This is a genomic window from Pantoea sp. X-Soil-YNGN-775 (genome assembly GCF_059730575.1).
Map to the genome: position 1 here is coordinate 3279438 of NZ_AP035945.1, position 17156 is coordinate 3296593.

Sequence of the window (17156 nt, forward strand, 5' to 3'; positions counted from 1 at the left end):
CGTTATTGTTGATATCGAAAGCGGAATTTTTCTTGTTCGGTTGCAGCTTTTGCCAGGATCCACTGTCGAAAGGCGGCTATTTTACCCAGTTCTGCCTGGCTGTCATGACAAACCAGATAAAAAGCGTTTTTACTGACTAATACGTCGTTGAACGGACAGATCAATCGGCCGGCCTCAATTTCGCTTTGCGCCATCACATTATTGGCCAGCGCTACGCCCTGACCGTGAATGGCCGCCTGCAGTACCATTGCACTGTGGCTGAAAATAGGACCTTGCTGAACGTTGATGTGCTGCAGGCCAAGCTGACGGATATACGACTGCCAGTCACGTCGTGAAGCATCGTGCAGCAGCGTGAATCGCGACAGATCCATCGGCGTTTTAAGCGGGTTTTCGCCGGTCATCAGCGAAGGCGAGCAGACCGGCAATAAATATTCTGCGTAGAGTTTCTCAACCCGCAGGCCTGGCCAGTTACCGCGGCCGTAAAAAATTGCCACGTCGACATCATCGGCCAGCTTCTCTTCATCACGGTCGACCGCCTGAATACGCACGTCGATTCCCGGATAAGCCATATTAAAGCTGGAGAGGCGTGGCACCAGCCACTGAATCGCAAAGCTGGGCAGCAGGCTGACGGTCAGCGCGCCCTTGGCACTGCGTGCCTGCAGTTTGCGGGTAGCTTCGTTGAGCGCCGAGAAGATCTCTTTGATATCCAGATAGTAGCTTTGCCCTTCTTCGGTCAACAAAAGCGAACGATTCCTCCGGCGAAACAGCTTCAGACCGAGAAAATCTTCCAGAGATTTAATCTGATGGCTTACAGCTGCCTGGGTGACGAAAAGCTCTTCAGCGGCTTTAGTAAAGCTTAAATGGCGTGCGGCGGCATCAAATACCCGCAGTGCGTTGAGAGGAGGAAGGCGTTTCGACATGGTTTTCCGTATCCGGATCGGCGAAAAATACGCAGGCTTATACGCAGCCTTTACGTATTAGAATTTTTAATCCGAGGCATTATAATTTGTCCGTTGAGGAACCTCCAGCAAATACCTATAGTTGCCGCACTTCCTGAGCCGGAACGAAAAGTTTTTAGAATTGTGAGTGAGTTCGCAGATTTTCTGAAAGCTTTTGGCTTGTGGTCGTGATGTTGTGTTTGCAATTTTTGATCCGACTGTTGCGGATCAAGCTCTTAATTCCTGTAGATTTACCCTGTCTGTCCATAGTGATTTTTAAATAGCACCGCAAATTGCGGTGCTTTTTTTTGCTTAATTACTGACCCATCTCAACCATTTCTTTGACATCGGTGCGGTTAATCTGCTGCTCGTTGCCATTGGCATCTTTATAGCTGATCATACCGGTTTCATCGTCTACCTTAGGTTTGCCGTCGGCAACAATGGTGCGTCCATCATTGGTGTGCATCACATAGTTGCTGGAACAGGCAGTCAGGGTAAAGGCCAGAGTACAGACGGCCAGCACTGCGGTGAGTTTTTTCATCTTCTATCTCCTTGCAGATTGATTGCATCAAACCACCCGCGTTACGCTAACCATAGGCAGCAGATAAGTGTGATCGACCAAATATTGTTCGATCGTTGTGCGGGTTTGGTTTAAACCTTGCAATAATCAGCATAACGCGCTTTTCCAGCTTTGCCAGACAGAGACCACTCTTTCAGTCTGGTCCTATTTATTCTCATCATGGGCCGCGTATGACCGTATTTAACCCAACCGCGTTTCGCCAGCAGTTTCCGGCACTGGCCGATGCCGGCGTCTACCTCGACAGCGCAGCGACGACGCTGAAGCCGCAGGCGGTAATCGACAGCATCCAGCAGTTCTACAGCCTGAGCGCCGGTACCGTGCACCGCAGTCAGTTTGCTGCGGCGCGCGCCTTAACCGAGCGTTATGAGCAGGCACGTAGCCAGGTGGCGCACTGGCTTAACGCCGCTGATGGCCATCAGATTGTCTGGACGCGGGGCACCACTGAAGCCATTAATCTGGTGGCGAACAGCTGGCTGCGACCTCGCTTACAGCCAGGCGACGAGATCGTGGTGAGCGAAGCAGAACACCACGCGAATCTGGTGCCGTGGCTGATGGCGGCACAGGCCTGCGGCGCCCGGGTGGTCAAATGGCCGTTGGGTGCCGATCGGTTACCGGATATCACCCAGCTGCCGGCATTGCTGAACAGCCGCACCCGTTTGCTGGCGGTGAGTCAGATGTCCAACGTCACCGGCGGTTGTCCCGACCTCGTCCAGGCCATTCAGCTGGCGCATGCGGTCGGCGCCAAAGTGATGGTGGATGGCGCACAGGGCGTGGTGCACTGCCCGCCCGATGTGCAGGCGCTGGATATCGACTTCTACGCTTTCTCCGGTCACAAAATCTATGGCCCGATGGGGATTGGCGTGTTGTATGGCAAAGCCGAGCTGCTGGAGGAGATGGCACCGTGGCAGGGTGGCGGCAAAATGCTGACTGAAGTCGATTTCAACGGCTTTACTCCTCAGCCGGTGCCGTGGCGCTTCGAAGCGGGTACGCCTAACGTGGCGGGCGTGGTGGGATTAAGCGCGGCGCTAAGCTGGCTGGGTCAGCACGATCAGGCTAAAGCGGAGAGCTGGAGTCAGCAACTCGCCAGCCTGGCGGAGGAGCAGCTGGCTGAATTACCGGGCTTTCGCAGTTTCCGCTGCGGCCATGCCAGCCTGTTAGCCTTTGAATTCACCGGACTGCACCACAGCGATATCGTCACTCTGCTGGCTGAGCAGGGTATCGCTTTACGTGCCGGTCAGCACTGCGCTCAGCCGCTGCTGGCGGCGCTCGGCGTTAGCGGGACGCTTCGCGCCTCATTTGCGCCCTATAATAATTTGCAGGATGTTGATGCCCTGGTGCGCGCTATGCGCAGCGCCATTTCGCTGTTATCGGAGTTTTAATCATGAGTTCACCGCTGTTAGCGCCACACCCGTTTGGCGAGCTGATTACGGTTGCCAGCCTGAAGGAGACGTTTAGCCGCTTTCATCAGTGGGAGGATCGCTATCGTCAGCTGATTCAGCTGAGCCGCCAGCTCCCGGCATTACCCGAAGCGCTAAAAAAAGCGGAGATTGAGCTGAGTGGTTGTGAAAACCGGGTCTGGCTGAGCAGCCAGTTGCGTCCGGATGGCACCCTGCACTTCTATGGCGACAGTGAAGGCCGCATCGTGCGTGGTCTGCTGGCCGTGCTGCTGACCGCAGTGGAAGGTCAGACGCCGCACGCGCTGCTTGAAAACGATCCGCTGGCGCTGTTCGATCAGCTGGGCCTGCGCGCCCAGCTTAGCGCCTCGCGCAGCAGCGGTTTGCAGGCGCTTTCCTCGGCGGTACAGCAGGCGGCGCGTCAGGCGTGCGATCAGGCCTGACGGGCGGCACGCGCCAGATATTTCTTCAGCGCGTGAGAGACGGCGACAAAGCCGAAAGTGGCGGTCACCATGGTGGCCGCGCCAAAGCCGGCGGCGCAGTCCATTCTTTTCGGTCCTTCTGCCGTGCTGCGTGAGGCACAAACGCTGCCGTCCGGCTGCGGATAGACCAGCGCCTCGGTCGAAAAGACGCAGTCGATACCGAGTTTGCCCTTACTGTTTTTCACCACGCCGAAGGTTTTCAGCCGCTCACGTAGCTTTGCCGCCAGCGGATCCTGAATGGTTTTTGCCAGATCGGCGACCTGGATCTGAGTGGGATCGATCTGACCACCCGCTCCGCCAGTAGTGATCAGCGGGATCTTGTTTCGGCGGCACCAGGCGATCAGCGCCGCTTTAGGCCGCACGCTGTCGATGGCGTCGATCACATAATCGAATCCGGCCGCCATCAGCTCTGCGGTGTTGTCCGGCGTGATAAAGTCATCGACGCAGATCACCTCACAATCGGGATTAATTGCGCGCAGGCGTTCCGCCATAACTTCGGTTTTGGCTTTGCCGACGTTGCCATTAAGCGCGTGAATCTGCCGGTTGGTATTAGTGATGCAGACATCATCCATATCGATCAGGGTGATTTTGCCAATCCCGGTGCGCACCAGCGCCTCGGCCGCCCAGGAGCCGACGCCGCCAATACCGATGACGCAGAAATGCGCATCTGCAAAACGCTGCAACGCATCCTGACCATACAGACGCGCCGTGCCACCAAACCGCTGGTGCCAGGCGTCATTTAACACTTTCATAGTTGAACCTGTAACGTCGTGCGGGCCCGCAGGCCCGCAGAGAAGAAATTAGTTGGAACCGAGTAGCAGTGAGCCATTATTACCGTTTTGCGGGCTGGAGAACAGCGGTTGTCCGGCACCCGGTGCAGCTTTCAGTACCCAGACGCGGCCATAGTGGTTATAGAAACCGGCCAGATGGGCGGCGTCCGGCCCGATCCCCTGATAGATGTCGAAATGCTGGCCTTTAATCGCGCCGCCTACATCCAGCGCCACCATCAGGCGCATCTCATATTTGCCGTTGAATTTGCCTTTCTCATTTAACTGCGGCACTTCTGCCAGCAGAGTCGTACCGGCCGGAATGATCGAGCGGTCAGATGCAACGGACGCTTTTGCCACCAGCGGCACCGCGCTGGCACCCCGCACTGGCGTAAACGGCTCTGGCTTAAAGAAGACGAATGACGGATTGGTTTCCAGCAGAGCACGCACTTCCTGCGGCGAATGTTCCTGCGCCCACTGACGAATCGCCTGCATCGACATATCTTCACGCTTCACTTCGCCACGATCGATCAGCTCTTTACCGATACTGTGGTAACCCCAGCCATTTTTGCCGGCGTAGCCAAAGAAGCTCATCGGGCGGCCATCACCAAAGTCGACGTAACCACTGCCCTGCACATCCATCATGAAATTATCAATCAGCGAGTTGCTGTAGGCGATGACATAACGATCGTCGAGGCCGCCACTATAGATAGAGGCGCGGCTCGGGAGTTTTTCTCCGCGCTTACGCGGCGGCATGCGATAAATCGGGTACTGGAATTCGCCCTGACGGGTATAGCGCGCTTCAACGACCGGCGTGTAGTAGCCGGTGAACTGCACGTTACCGTAGTTATCGGTTCCTTCCATCTGCCAGGCATTCAGGCCAAACTGCTGCAGCTGACGAGTATCAGCACCGGCCATCAGCCAGCTTTCGATGGCGCTATACGTACCGTTCTGACGGCTGTACAGCCCTGACGAGGCAGCTTGAATCTGACGCACCTGCTCGCCAAAGTCCCGGCCATTCACCGGGCGACCTTTGGCATTCGGCTGATTAACCAGCGCCAGTGGCTGTTCCAGTTTGCCATCTTTATATTGCTGACCGCGATCGGTCGGTTTAGAACTACAGCTCGCCAGCAGCGCGATGAGTGCGCCGGTCAGTGCAATCCTGGCCCAGTGTGCTTTCATTATTGTCTCTTTTTATAAATGTTCGTCCCGCGACGATAGCAAAGCGCCCGACAGAATGAAATCCATCCGCTTTCTGCGCTTCGCCATCAGTTCAATAATTGGCCAGATGGTTGATTCCTTCAGCAACTGACTGTAAATTTGACCTTTATGTGCAAAAAGGGGTTGCATCAAATAACGCGCGGAGTATAGTGCGCATCCACGGACGCGGGGTGGAGCAGCCTGGTAGCTCGTCGGGCTCATAACCCGAAGGTCGTCGGTTCAAATCCGGCCCCCGCAACCAATACTTCTGTAGCCGTTTACAGAAGTGACAATGTGAAAGTCGCTAAGCGCAATACGGACGCGGGGTGGAGCAGCCTGGTAGCTCGTCGGGCTCATAACCCGAAGGTCGTCGGTTCAAATCCGGCCCCCGCAACCAATACTTCTGTAGCCTTTTACCGAAGTAGCAAGGTGAAAAACGCTAAGCGCAAAATAAGTGAAAAAGAGTAATACGGACGCGGGGTGGAGCAGCCTGGTAGCTCGTCGGGCTCATAACCCGAAGGTCGTCGGTTCAAATCCGGCCCCCGCAACCAATCATTTAAACACCTGAGAGGGTGTTTTTTTGTTTCTGCCGCTCCTGATTTCTTTTTTCCCCTGTCCGCGGTTAAGCGGCTGCGGATAGCACCTGCTACCCGCCACCCTTTAACGGTGCGCCAGCGCCGCCCCACTCTGCACGTATGCTTTGATTCCCTGCAAAATCGCCTCTGCCACCTGATGCTGATAACGGGTGGTGCGCAACTTACGCTCCTCTTCCACGTTACTGATAAAAGCCGTCTCCACCAGGATGGACGGAATATCAGGCGCTTTCAGAACCGCAAACCCGGCCTGATCCACCGTACGCTTATGCAGATGATTGATCCGCCCCATGCGGTGCAGCACCTCTTTACCGAACTTCAGGCTGTCATGGATGGTCTGCCGCTGCACCATATCGAACATGGTATGGTCGAGATAACGATCGCCGCTTTTGCTGACGCCGCCAATCAGGTCAGATTCGTTCTGGGTCTGTGCCAGGAAGCGGGCCGCGGCTGAGGTCGCGCCGCTGGTAGAGAGTGCAAACACCGACGAACCGCGCGCCGCCCGGCTGGTGAACGCATCGGCATGGATTGAAACAAACAGATCGGCGCGCTGCTTACGGGCTTTGGCCACTCTGACGCGCAGCGGAATAAACACATCTTCATTGCGCGTCATGTAGGCCTTCATGTTGGCTTCTTTATCGATCAACGCTTTCAGCCGTCGGCCGATCTTCAGCACAATATCTTTCTCACGGGTTTTATATTTGCCGTGCGCGCCCGGATCTTCGCCGCCATGGCCGGGATCGATCATGATAATGATCGGACGATCGCGCCCGGCTTTACCCGGTAGCGGCGCCTGCACCGTTTCATTTTTCTCAAGATCGCCCTGATTATAGTCCCTCAGCAACGCCAGCAGCGGATCGTCTTCAACCTGATTCTGGCTCGGATAGAGATCCACTACCAGCCGGTGATTGATCCCCGCCACCGGCGACAGGTTAAAGATCTTCGGTGCTACGCTGCGCTTTAGCTCCAGCACCACCCGCACCGTATTGCTGTCAAACTGGCCGACACGTGCATTTTTAATGAAGGGATCATCTACCCTCACCTGCTTATCGACCCCTTTCAGTACCGTATTGAGGTGCAGGCCTTCAATATCGATCACCAGCCGTTCCGGATGACTCAGGGCAAACTGCTTATATTTCAGCGCCACATTCGATTCCAGCGTCATACGGGAATAGGTTGATGATGGCCAGATGCGTACCGCGACGATATGGTTTTTAGCGGCCATACCGACCCGGCTGACGCTTAACATCAGTAACGCGCCGGTTCCTTGTAAAAATCGTCTGCGTGAAAAGTGGGAATTAAAATCCGACATGCCGCTCCAGCTGCTGTGTAATGTCTAAAAAAGCGCCAGTTAATCAAATGGCGGCGAAAACTTTATCCAATCCAGAAGGTGATGTCACCCCGGAAACCCTAAATAATGCAGGCTGTTAGCGGCTTTGACACCCGAAAAAACGTAAATTTTCGTCAGGATTAGCGCTTGCAAAATCGCAGTGAAAAGAATAAAAATACAAAAAATTCGAATAAACATTCACTGAGGGCTGGCTGTGAAGGAACGTAGTACTGAACTGGTTCAGGGTTTTCGCCATACCGTTCCCTATATCAATGCCCACCGGGGTAAGACGTTTGTCATCATGCTGGGCGGCGAGGCGATTGAGCATGAGAACTTCTCGGGCATCGTTAATGATATAGGCCTGCTGCACAGCCTCGGTATCCGCCTGGTGGTGGTCTATGGCGCTCGTCCGCAGATTGATGCCAGCCTCGCGGAACACCAGCTGGAGCCGGTTTATCACAAGTTTACCCGGGTTACCGACGCGCAATCGCTGGAACTGGTGAAGCAGGCGGCCGGTCGTCTGCAGTTAGATATCACCGCCCGTCTGTCGATGAGCCTCAACAATACCCCGCTGCAGGGCGCGCATATCAATGTGGTCAGCGGCAACTTCATTATTGCGCAGCCGCTGGGTGTCGATGATGGCGTCGATTATTGTCACAGCGGGCGTATTCGTCGTATCGATGAAGAGGCGATTCATCGTCAGCTGGATAACGATGCGATTGTGCTGCTTGGTCCGGTGGCGGTTTCAGTGACCGGTGAGAGTTTCAATCTTACTTCAGAAGAGGTCGCGACCCAGCTGGCGATCAAACTCAAAGCAGAAAAGATGATCGGCTTCTGCTCTGAACAGGGCGCACTGGACAGCGAAGGCAATATTATCTCCGAACTGTTCCCGAATGATGCCCAGGCGCGCATTGATGAGATTGAAAGCGGCGGTGATTATCTCTCCGGCACCGTCCGTTTCCTGCGCGGCGCGGTTAAAGCCTGCCGCAGCGGCGTGCGGCGTAGCCATCTGATCAGCTATCAGGAAGATGGCGCGCTGTTGCAGGAGCTGTTCTCACGCGACGGCATCGGTACCCAGATTGTGATGGAGTCGGCTGAGCAGATTCGTCGTGCCAATATTAATGATATCGGCGGTATTCTCGAACTGATCCGGCCGCTGGAGCAACAGGGGATTCTGGTGCGTCGCTCACGCGAACAGCTGGAGATGGAGATCGATAAATTCACCATCATTCAGCGCGACAATCTGACCATCGCCTGTGCCGCGCTCTATCCGTTTATGGATGAGAAAATCGGTGAGATGGCCTGCGTGGCGGTCCATCCCGACTACCGCAGTTCATCGCGCGGTGAAATGTTGCTGCAGCGCGTGGCGTTGCAGGCGCGCCAGATGGGGCTGCAGAAGCTGTTTGTGTTAACCACCCGCAGTATTCACTGGTTCCAGGAACGCGGCTTTACGCCGGTTGATATTGAGTCGCTGCCTGAGAGTAAAAAAGAGATGTATAACTATCAGCGTCGCTCAAAAGTTCTGATGGCCGATCTGAGCCGCAACACGCTATAAGCGCCAGCAGGACCGGGCGGTTGATGCCGCCCGGCCCGCTTTTCCTGTGATTTATCCTGCCTCGCCCAGCCGCTCAACCAGACCGCTACGCCGCTGCGTTTGCAGCTGAACGGCGCGCTGAAACACCGCTGGATCGCTGTAGAGCGTCAGCTGTTTACGGGCGCGCGTAATCGCGGTGTAAACCAGCTCACGGGTCAATACCGGCAGAAACTGGGTTGGCATCACCAGCGCAGTATGTTCAAACTCCGACCCCTGCGATTTGTGTACCGTCATCACCCAGGCAGTTTCATGCGAGGGTAAGCGGCTCGGCTGAATCGCTTTGATGCTGCCATCCGGCAGCGGGAAAAAGACTTTCAGGTTGCCCTCTTCGTCACGCAGCGTAATGCCGATATCGCCATTGAACAGCCCCAGCGCGCTGTCGTTACGGGTGATCATCACCGGACGTCCGGCATACCAGCGCCCGCCGATTGCGGGGCGTCGGATTCGCTGCAGCTGCATCAGCCGCTGTTCAACCCGCTGGTTAAGGCCCTGCACGCCAAAGGGCCCGTCACGTAATGCACACAGCAGCTGATAGCGACCAAAGGCGGCCAGCACTTCGGCAGGAGACGCCTGTTGCCTGATCAGCTGCAAATAAGGCTGATAGCCCTGCGCCACCTCATCCAGCATCGCCTGATAGGCTTCGCCACTGGTTAACGGCTGATAGCTGAGGTCCTGGTAGCCCGCAGCGAACACTGCCTTCACCTGCTGTGCATCGCCGAGGTTAATCGCCTGAGCCAGCTGGCCGATGCCCGATTTAGCGTCAAAACGGTAACTTTTTTGCAGCAGGCAGATACTGTCGCGAACCGCAGGTGCCAGCCGATCGTCACTGCCCTGCAGCGAACATCCGGTCAGCAAGGCGAGCTGTTCCGCGCGCGCCAGGCTATAGCCGCTTTCGCTACAGCGACAGATATCGCCCAGCACCGCCCCCGCCTCGACCGAAGCCAGCTGGTCACGATCGCCCAGAAACACCACCCGAGCATGGGCCGGCAGTGCGGCGATCAGCTTCGCCATCATCGACAGATCGACCATAGAGGCTTCATCGACCACCAGCACATCGAGATGCAGCCGGTTACCGGCGTGGTAGCGCAGACGCTGGGTGTCCGGCTGCGCGCCCAGCAGGCGATGCAGCGTGGTCGCTTCCGTCGGAAAGCGCTGACGTTCTTCCTCGCTGACCGCTAAATTCTGCAACGCGTTGCCAAGCGATTCGGTAAGGCGCGCCGCGGCTTTGCCGGTTGGCGCGGCTAACTGAATGCGTAAATTGCCAGGATTAAGCCGAATCAGCGCGGCGAGGAGCTTAGCGACCGTGGTGGTTTTCCCGGTGCCGGGCCCGCCAGAAATAACGGCGGTCTTGCGGGTCAGCGCGACAGCGGCCGCGATTTTCTGCCAGTCATCCGGACGATTGCCGAACAGGGTATTCAGCACCTCACTGGCCGCCCCGGCATCAAACGCCGATTTCACCTCCTGCAGGGCAAAGAAGCTCGCCACTCTGCCCTCGCTGTGCCACAGACGATGCAGATAGAGACGGCGATTACTGAGTACCAGCGGGGTGACCAGGCTGCCGTCACTGACCGCAGACCAGTCGGCCAGCAGTGATGGCCAGTCATCCGGCGCGCCGGCAGCCTGCCACAAAGCCTGCGCCAGCGCGGGCTGACGGCCCGCAAACAGGCCCGCTTCGCTCAGGTTATCCAGCGGCAGACAGACATGGCCTTCCCCCGCTTCCGCGCTGACGCAGGCCGCCGCAAGCAGCCGTGCCGGTTGCGACTCATCCGCCAGCAGACGAGCAAACTGAATATCTAACGGCCGCAGGAGACGCTTCTCTACCGCCTGAAGCAGCAAGCTCAGCATTTCACTCATGACATCTCCCTGGTGTGACCAAACAACGCATCAATCTCTTCAATAAAGGCTTCGCTGGGACGGGTGGCAAAAATACCGTTATCCGGGGAACTGCCATCCATCCCGCGTAAAAACAGATAAAACACTCCGCCGAAGTGGCGCTGATAATCATAATCCTGCAGACGGTGCTGAAGATAGCGATGCAGCGCCAGGGTATACAGCTGATACTGTAAATCGTAGCGGTGGTCGATCATCGCCTGTGCCATCGCCTCTGGGGTATACGCGGCGTGGCTCTCTCCCAGCCAGTTCGACTTGTAGTCGAGCAGATAATATTTTCCCTGCCAGCGGAACACCAGATCGATAAAGCCTTTTAGCATGCCCTGCACCTGACGAAAATCGAGTGCTGCCGCCTGCTGTGACAGCGGGTCGTGACGGCGCAGCAGATCGTCAAGATCGGCAGCGGTCAGCAGATTATTAATCGGCAGATAGAATTCCATCTCGATCAGCCGGTCACTGCTGTTTATCGCCGACAGCGTCAGGCCGTCATCATTGAGCGGCGTATGCAGTACCCGCTCAATCCACTGCTGGATCACCGGTAACCAGCTCAGCGGATAGCCATGATGCTGCAGCTGATCTTCCAGCCAGAACGCATCCGGCGGTTCGGCAAAGTCGATCGATTCAAACAGACCGTGCAAAAAGGTGCCCGGTGCGGCACCGCGTGGAAAGTGATGAGGCGTGAGAGCCGCTTCTTCGCCGCTCTCCTCTTCGCCTGCCGCATCAATATCGAAATTCGGCAGCGCATCCAGCAGTGCGGAGCTGTGGTGTTGTTGCAGGCCAGAGTAACTGGTGACCCGCCAGGCATCGGCCAGCGCGCGCGTCACTTCTCTGCTGCTTAAGGCTTGATCGCCGGTCGGCCGATCCTGCCAGACTTCACCCGGCCGCAGGTCGTCAGCGATCACCTCAATCCCGTTGCCGCTTAACGCCGCTAACCGCTGGCTGAGCTGTTGCGCATCGGCCGCTTCACCCCGCTGCACCAGATAACCGAGTGCGCTGTTGTGCAGATCGCTGTCACCCTCTTTTTTACGCGTTCCCTTGATCAACGGCGCAATGCCGACGCTGCAGTGATAAACCGAGCGGGTCAGCGCCACATAGAGCAGACGCAAATCCTCCGCCAGTCGCTCCTCTTCGGCCAGCTCCATGCTCTGGGCATCACCCTGCACATCCAGCAAGGCGGCAAAACTTTCACGATCGTGATAAAGCGCACTGGCCGCCTCACGGTAGCCAGCGGCAAACGGCAGCCAGACCAGCGGATATTGCAGCCCTTTCGATTTATGGATGGTGACGATTTGCACCAGATGGCGATCGCTTTCCAGCCGCAGCTGCTGGCTGGCCGCCTGGCTATTGGGTCGGGCAATCTGCTGGGCCAGAAAGCGCACCAGCGCGTGCGGGCTGTCGAGCTGTACTGAGGCTTCCTGCAGCAGTTCGCCCAGATGCATCAGATCGGTCAGGCGGCGCTCACCGTTTTCGGAGGCCAGCATATTTTCAGCCAGCTGACGCTTGATCATCACGTCGCGCAGCATCGGCAACACACCACGCTGGTGCCACAGCTGCTGCCAGACGGCAAACTGCTCGACCAGCGCATCCCACTCGCGCTCATTTTGGGTCAGCGCATCGAGCGTGGCGGCGTCAATGGCGAAGATAGAAGTCGCCAGCGCACTGCGCACCAGCCGCTCCTGCTCCGGTGCCTGGATCGCCTGCAGCAGCCACAGCAGTTCCCGCGCTTCAGGCGTGGTGTAGACGCTGTCGCGACTGGAGAGATAGACCGAGGGAATCGACAGTGCATTGAGCGCATCGCGGATCAAACCCGCTTCGTTACGGCTGCGCACCAGCACGGTGATATCGGACGCACGCACCGGACGCAGCGACTCCCCCTTTCCTAAGCTGGCACGTCCCTGCTGTCCGGCCACCAGCCAGCGGCTGATATCCGCCGCACACTGACGCGCCATAAACTGCTGATAATCGCTGCTGCCGACGCCTGCCCCGGGCTGTAACCAGAAGCGCAGCGCCGGTTGCGGCCGATCGTCATAGATTAGTTTCAGCGCCTGATTCGGTGCCGCCGCTTTGACCTGCAGGAAAGGAATAGCGGAGAACAGAAACGGCGATTCCAGCTGAGAAAACAGCCGGTTAACGCTATCGACCATTTCCGGTGACGAGCGCCAGTTAGTATCGAGCGTGTAGTGAGCGCTAACTTCGCTTCTCGCGCGCAGATAGGTAAAAATATCCGCGCCGCGGAAGGCATAAATCGCCTGCTTAGGGTCACCGATTAGCAACAGCGCCTGTTCTGGCTGGTTGATATACAGCGTGCGGAAAATGCGGTACTGCTGCGGATCGGTATCCTGGAATTCATCGATCAGGGCGACCGGGAACCGTGCCCGAATGGTCTCAGCCAGCAGGATGCCGCCCGGCTGCTGCAACGCCTCATCCAGCTTGCTCAGCAGATCATCAAAGCCTAACAGCGCCCGCAGCCGTTTCTCACGCTGGACGGTGGCGCGCACGTCAGTCAGCGCCTGTGCAATGATCACATCACGCAGCGACAGCGGTTCCGCCAGAAACCGATCGATGGCGTCAAACACTGCATGACGCGGGGCTTCACCTTTTTTGGTTTTCTCCTCCAGCACCTGCTGACCAAAACGCTCCAGCTCTTTCGGCAGCTGGTAATCCAGCGTTTCGCTGTTGGCCCACTGTGTGACTTTCGCCACCCAGATCGGCAAATTTTTACTGCTGTAGCTGCGCTTATCGACACCGGAGGCGCTGATGATGCCTTCAACATCGGCACTGAGCGACAGCCACTGCTGCTTGATTGAGGTAATGCGCGCCAGATTGCGAGCATGGCGTGACGCCAGCGTTTCATCGGCAGCAGGCGGCCGCTTCAGGCTGGGCGATTCACCCTGTAGCCAGGGACGCAGCGTGGTCAGCAGGCTGTCCGGCCCGCTCCATTCCGCCGCAATCACCCGCGCCACGTCAAGCGACAGCGGGTAGCACTGCCGCCGCCAGAAATCGGCCGTCGACTGCTTCAGCAGCGCCTGCTCATCTTCAATCAGCTCCTGCTCAAACAGCATGCCCGATTCAAACGCGTTGAGGTTGAGCATCCGCTGGCAGAAACCGTGGATAGTAAAGATCGCCGCTTCATCCATCTGCCGCTCGGCCGCCAGCAGTTGCGCTGCGGCGTGCGCGAAATCCGGTATCTGATCAAGCAGCAGCTGATGCATCGGGTCGCCACTGTGACCGCGGATACAGGCCAGCCGCAGCTGATGGATATTCTCGCGGATACGGCCGCGCAGTTCAGCGGTCGCGGCCTCGGTGAAGGTCACAACTAAAATTTCTTCAACCGACAGCGGACGGCTGTAAGCATTTTCGCCGCCTAATCCCAGCAGCAGACGAAGATAGAGCAAACCAATGGTAAAGGTTTTTCCGGTCCCCGCTGAGGCCTCAATCAGCCGCTCACCCCGGAGCGGCAGCGTTAAGGGATTCAGGGATTCGGCAGGTAACTGCGTCATTGGGTCTCACTCTTTACCGGCAGCGACTGCTGCAACTGCGCTACTTCATTCCAGGTTTTCCAGCCTGGCAGCTGGGCAAAGGCCACTTTTTCATTGCTGTTGCCCGCGATCTGCGAGGTCATCACCATACCGGTGTGTTGTATCACCGCATGCTGGAAGAAATCAGCCAGGCTGGCAGGGGTCAGCTGTTTAATCTGCGCAATCACTTTCTGGCGGGTGTCAAAGTCGTCATTCTGGCGGTCAAAGTCGCGGCTATAGCGATCCGCCTCCTCGTCCAGCGTCTGAGGACGCTGCTGCAAATCATTGATCATCGCCTGCTGATACTGGGCAAAATCGGCCTGACTCATCGTGCGCAGGCGTTTCTCCGCCTGCGGATAGAAGGCCTGATAACGCTGCAGCAGCCAGGCCGGTTGTTTGCTGTTGCTCTGCAGCAGGAAACCGATCCCCCACTGACGGCCTACCGGCATCTGGAAGGCAAACACCGCATAGCCAAGTTGCTCTTCGGTGCGTAGCTGGTTGTAGAACCACGGCTGCACAATCTGACTCAGCATCGAGCTGTTCGCCATGCTCTGGTATTCGCCATAGCCGAGCGGTATATAGAGCGCCGCTAAGGCAGAATCGGTGCTGCTGCCCTTCTGTTGCAGGTTAGCTTTAAGCGGTTTTTCGAATGTCACATAGTTACTGCGCCAGGTGTCAGTGCCGGTGCTCTGCATCTGCTGCTTCAGTTCACGCCCCAGCTGGATCACGCTGTCCGCACTCAGGTTACCCACCACCATCATTTCCGGCGTTGCCGCGTGGAACAGTTCATCGCGATAGGTGGTGACATCATTAAGTGTGATAGCACTGACTAACTTGCGACGCGTTTCCCGCTGAGTGTAGGGCAACTGCGACAGCAGCTGCATCGGCTGAATCGCCTGTTCAAAAGCTTTACCTTTGTCCGCTGCCTCCAGCCGTTCCAGATACCAGGATTTGGCCTGCTCCAGCTGCTGTTGCGTCGGCTGGAAGTGAGCATAGCCTTCAACCAGCTTCTTCAGCAGGGTTGGCAGGCGCTGAGTAAAGCCGCTGGCGCTAAACACCAGCCCCTCATTTTCGCCGGTTGAAAAACTGATGCCGCCGACCGATGCCTGCGAGTTCAGCTCATCCAGCGCCAGGCTGGAGAGGTAGTCATTGAGGCCAAACAGTACCTGCTGGCGCGCATCACTGATGGCGTTCTTGTTACGCAGCGCCAGGGTAATCGCGGCTTTTGGCTCGCTGGCATAAAACTGACTGGGCATCCAGTAGATACGCATACCGGCATCATTTTCCAGCCTGACCGGATGTGAATAGTGCTTATCGTCCGCCGGCAGCAGGGTGAAGTCATCCGGAATATACGGATTCAGCGTGGGCATCGAAAGCGCAATCTGGCTGCTGCGTCGTTGCCAGTCGGCAAAGGTCGACGGCGTAATTTTTTCAACCTGATACGGCGCATCAACAAAGTACGCCTGTTTATTGTGCGGTTCCTGCGGGCTGATATACCAGATGCGCGCCTGCTGTGGCGTCATCTGATCCAGTCGTGCTTTGATGGCCGCGACATCATACTGATCCGCCAGATAAGGCGCATCCAGCGTGTGCTCAACCGGCACCCGCAGCATGGTGTCTGCCAGCCATTCGATGTAATCCATATCCCGGGTAATTGAGGGATAGCGGAAGTCGAGCGCCAGTACGTGAGAGACCTCATCGAAATAACGCTTATCATCTGCCTGCTCACGCAGCAGGTTGATATAGCTAAAAATGGCCGCGACCACTTCATCACGCTGCGCCAGCCCTTTGTCGGTCAGCGAGGCGGTAATCGCAAACACGCCGCCGTTACGATCGGTCATCGGGTCCGCACCGGCATTCACCCCGTCGGCTAAGCCCTGTTTTTGCAGCCAGTCGGTCAGGGTATTTTTACTGCGGTTGCTGATCAGGTAGCTAATCAGGGTGTCGGTTTTGCTGCGAAAACGGTCGCTGTTATTAGCAATGCGAAACTCAATCTTAAGCTGTTTGCGTGGCTGAGCCGGAACGTAATGGATCAGAATGCCCTGCTGCTCAGCCGTCACTACCGGCGCGCTGATTGCCGGTACGCTGGCGTTATGGTTAGCCACCCGACCAAAGGTTTTGGCCGCAATTGACGCCATCTCCGGCAAAGTTTTGTTGCTGTAGATCACCGCTTTCATCAGATTGGCGGAGTAATGGGTATGGTAGAAATCCAGCAGCGCCTGGTGCAGTTTGCTGTCGGGTTTGTCTTTGAGCGTATCGAGATTACCGCCGGAAAAACGCGACGCCGGGTGGGCCGGGTTGAGCGTTTCTGCCCCGACCTGCGCCATGCGTAACCCGTCGCGCGAGCGCGCCATCGTCAGTTCAGCGTTGACCGCATGGCGTTCCCGATCGGCGTTGACCGGATCGAGTAGCGGCGCGGCAACTGCATCTGCCAGACGATCCACCGCCGGCTCCAGCGAAGCATTTTCCACTTCCAGATAAAAGGCGGTGCGGTAAGAGGCGGTACTGGCATTGTGGCTGCCGCCGTGCTTTTTCAGGAACTCCGCCAGATTGTCCGGCTGCGGATAATGGGTTGATCCCATCAGCACCATATGCTCCAGATAGTGCGCCAGACCGAGCTGCTGGTCAGGATCGTCCAGTGAGCCAATCGGTAAGGTCAGCGCCGCCAGCGATTTGGGGGCAACCGGATCGGAAACCAGTAATACCGTCATGCCATTGTCGAGCCGGATAGCCTGATACTGACGGGGATCGTGTTCACTCTTGCGAATGATGTCGTTAATCGGCTGCCAGCCCGATTCGGTCTGCGCCATGGCAGCACAAGCCACCAGGCCTATCAGAAGCGCCGCAAACCAGCGTGCGTATGTCCGCAT

Annotated in this window: 11 protein-coding genes and 3 tRNA genes; 6 read left to right on the forward strand and 8 right to left on the reverse strand. The window is 57.0% G+C overall.

Annotated features, from left to right (window positions below; all coding sequences use genetic code 11):
• Nucleotides 1-2: 2 nt before the first annotated feature.
• Both AC6I8I_RS15240 and AC6I8I_RS15245 read right to left on the reverse strand, forming a co-directional pair.
• Nucleotides 3-920 carry a transcriptional regulator GcvA gene (locus AC6I8I_RS15240; RefSeq protein WP_031374717.1) on the reverse strand — a complete coding sequence of 306 codons (918 nt, stop codon included), beginning with the start codon at nt 918-920 and terminating at the stop codon, nt 3-5.
• 334 nt (nt 921-1254) lie between these two features.
• Nucleotides 1255-1479 (reverse strand): YgdI/YgdR family lipoprotein, encoded by a 225-nt coding sequence (locus AC6I8I_RS15245; RefSeq protein ID WP_031374716.1) that lies wholly within the window; start codon nt 1477-1479, stop codon nt 1255-1257.
• A 209-nt stretch (nt 1480-1688) separates the two neighbouring features.
• Here AC6I8I_RS15245 and csdA point away from each other — a divergent pair, with 209 nt between their 5' ends.
• Entirely contained in the window at nt 1689-2897 is a 1209-nt protein-coding gene (gene csdA / locus AC6I8I_RS15250; protein WP_497828033.1) for a cysteine desulfurase CsdA, read from the forward strand.
• 2 nt (nt 2898-2899) lie between these two features.
• Nucleotides 2900-3355 carry a cysteine desulfurase sulfur acceptor subunit CsdE gene (gene csdE / locus AC6I8I_RS15255; protein WP_497828034.1) on the forward strand — a complete coding sequence of 152 codons (456 nt, stop codon included), beginning with the start codon at nt 2900-2902 and terminating at the stop codon, nt 3353-3355.
• Here csdE and tcdA read toward each other — a convergent pair.
• Both tcdA and mltA read right to left on the reverse strand, forming a co-directional pair.
• Nucleotides 3346-4146, reverse strand: coding sequence for a tRNA cyclic N6-threonylcarbamoyladenosine(37) synthase TcdA (gene tcdA / locus AC6I8I_RS15260; protein ID WP_312760542.1), 801 nt, complete (start codon nt 4144-4146; stop codon nt 3346-3348). The genes csdE and tcdA overlap by 10 nt on opposite strands.
• Before the next feature lie 48 nt (nt 4147-4194).
• Nucleotides 4195-5343, reverse strand: a complete 1149-nt coding sequence (mltA, locus tag AC6I8I_RS15265) for a murein transglycosylase A (protein ID WP_312056309.1) — start codon at nt 5341-5343, stop codon at nt 4195-4197.
• Between the two features lie 203 nt (nt 5344-5546).
• On the opposite strand from mltA, the gene AC6I8I_RS15270 reads away from it, so the two are divergent.
• The 3 genes from AC6I8I_RS15270 (at nt 5547) to AC6I8I_RS15280 (ending at nt 5912) form a co-directional block, all read left to right on the forward strand.
• Nucleotides 5547-5623 (forward strand) — tRNA-Met (locus AC6I8I_RS15270).
• A 58-nt stretch (nt 5624-5681) separates the two neighbouring features.
• A tRNA-Met gene (locus tag AC6I8I_RS15275) sits at nt 5682-5758 on the forward strand.
• Between the two features lie 77 nt (nt 5759-5835).
• Nucleotides 5836-5912: transfer RNA gene (locus AC6I8I_RS15280), tRNA-Met, on the forward strand.
• A gap of 109 nt (nt 5913-6021) precedes the next feature.
• Here the strand turns inward: AC6I8I_RS15280 and amiC are convergent.
• Nucleotides 6022-7266 (reverse strand): N-acetylmuramoyl-L-alanine amidase AmiC, encoded by a 1245-nt coding sequence (gene amiC, locus AC6I8I_RS15285; RefSeq protein WP_312758408.1) that lies wholly within the window; start codon nt 7264-7266, stop codon nt 6022-6024.
• Nucleotides 7267-7498: 232 nt separating this feature from the next.
• Between amiC and argA the strand changes: the two genes are divergently transcribed.
• Nucleotides 7499-8839: an amino-acid N-acetyltransferase gene (gene argA, locus AC6I8I_RS15290; RefSeq protein ID WP_312758410.1), complete on the forward strand. Its 1341-nt coding sequence runs from the start codon at nt 7499-7501 to the stop codon at nt 8837-8839.
• Nucleotides 8840-8890: 51 nt separating this feature from the next.
• Here the strand turns inward: argA and recD are convergent, their stop codons facing one another.
• The 3 genes from recD to ptrA are packed head-to-tail and all read right to left on the reverse strand — an operon-like array spanning nt 8891 to nt 17156.
• The gene (gene recD / locus AC6I8I_RS15295) at nt 8891-10732 is read right to left on the reverse strand and encodes an exodeoxyribonuclease V subunit alpha (protein ID WP_312056039.1); all 1842 of its coding nucleotides are present in this window, start codon (nt 10730-10732) and stop codon (nt 8891-8893) included.
• The gene (gene recB / locus AC6I8I_RS15300) at nt 10729-14268 is read right to left on the reverse strand and encodes an exodeoxyribonuclease V subunit beta (protein ID WP_497828035.1); all 3540 of its coding nucleotides are present in this window, start codon (nt 14266-14268) and stop codon (nt 10729-10731) included. The genes recD and recB overlap by 4 nt, the downstream gene beginning before the upstream one ends.
• Nucleotides 14265-17156, reverse strand: coding sequence for a pitrilysin (ptrA, locus tag AC6I8I_RS15305; RefSeq protein ID WP_497828036.1), 2892 nt, complete (start codon nt 17154-17156; stop codon nt 14265-14267). The genes recB and ptrA overlap by 4 nt, the downstream gene beginning before the upstream one ends.

Excerpts from the sequence above, each read along its gene's own strand:
- AC6I8I_RS15240 (WP_031374717.1), bottom strand. The coding sequence starts at position 920 with ATGTCGAAACGCCTTCCTCCTCTCAACGCACTGCGGGTATTTGATGCC.
- AC6I8I_RS15245 (WP_031374716.1), bottom strand. The coding sequence starts at position 1,479 with ATGAAAAAACTCACCGCAGTGCTGGCCGTCTGTACTCTGGCCTTTACC.
- csdA (WP_497828033.1), top strand. The coding sequence starts at position 1,689 with ATGACCGTATTTAACCCAACCGCGTTTCGCCAGCAGTTTCCGGCACTG.
- csdE (WP_497828034.1), top strand. The coding sequence starts at position 2,900 with ATGAGTTCACCGCTGTTAGCGCCACACCCGTTTGGCGAGCTGATTACG.
- tcdA (WP_312760542.1), bottom strand. The coding sequence starts at position 4,146 with ATGAAAGTGTTAAATGACGCCTGGCACCAGCGGTTTGGTGGCACGGCG.
- mltA (WP_312056309.1), bottom strand. The coding sequence starts at position 5,343 with ATGAAAGCACACTGGGCCAGGATTGCACTGACCGGCGCACTCATCGCG.
- amiC (WP_312758408.1), bottom strand. The coding sequence starts at position 7,266 with ATGTCGGATTTTAATTCCCACTTTTCACGCAGACGATTTTTACAAGGA.
- recD (WP_312056039.1), bottom strand. The coding sequence starts at position 10,732 with ATGAGTGAAATGCTGAGCTTGCTGCTTCAGGCGGTAGAGAAGCGTCTC.
- recB (WP_497828035.1), bottom strand. The coding sequence starts at position 14,268 with ATGACGCAGTTACCTGCCGAATCCCTGAATCCCTTAACGCTGCCGCTC.
- ptrA (WP_497828036.1), bottom strand. The coding sequence starts at position 17,156 with ATGCGGACATACGCACGCTGGTTTGCGGCGCTTCTGATAGGCCTGGTG.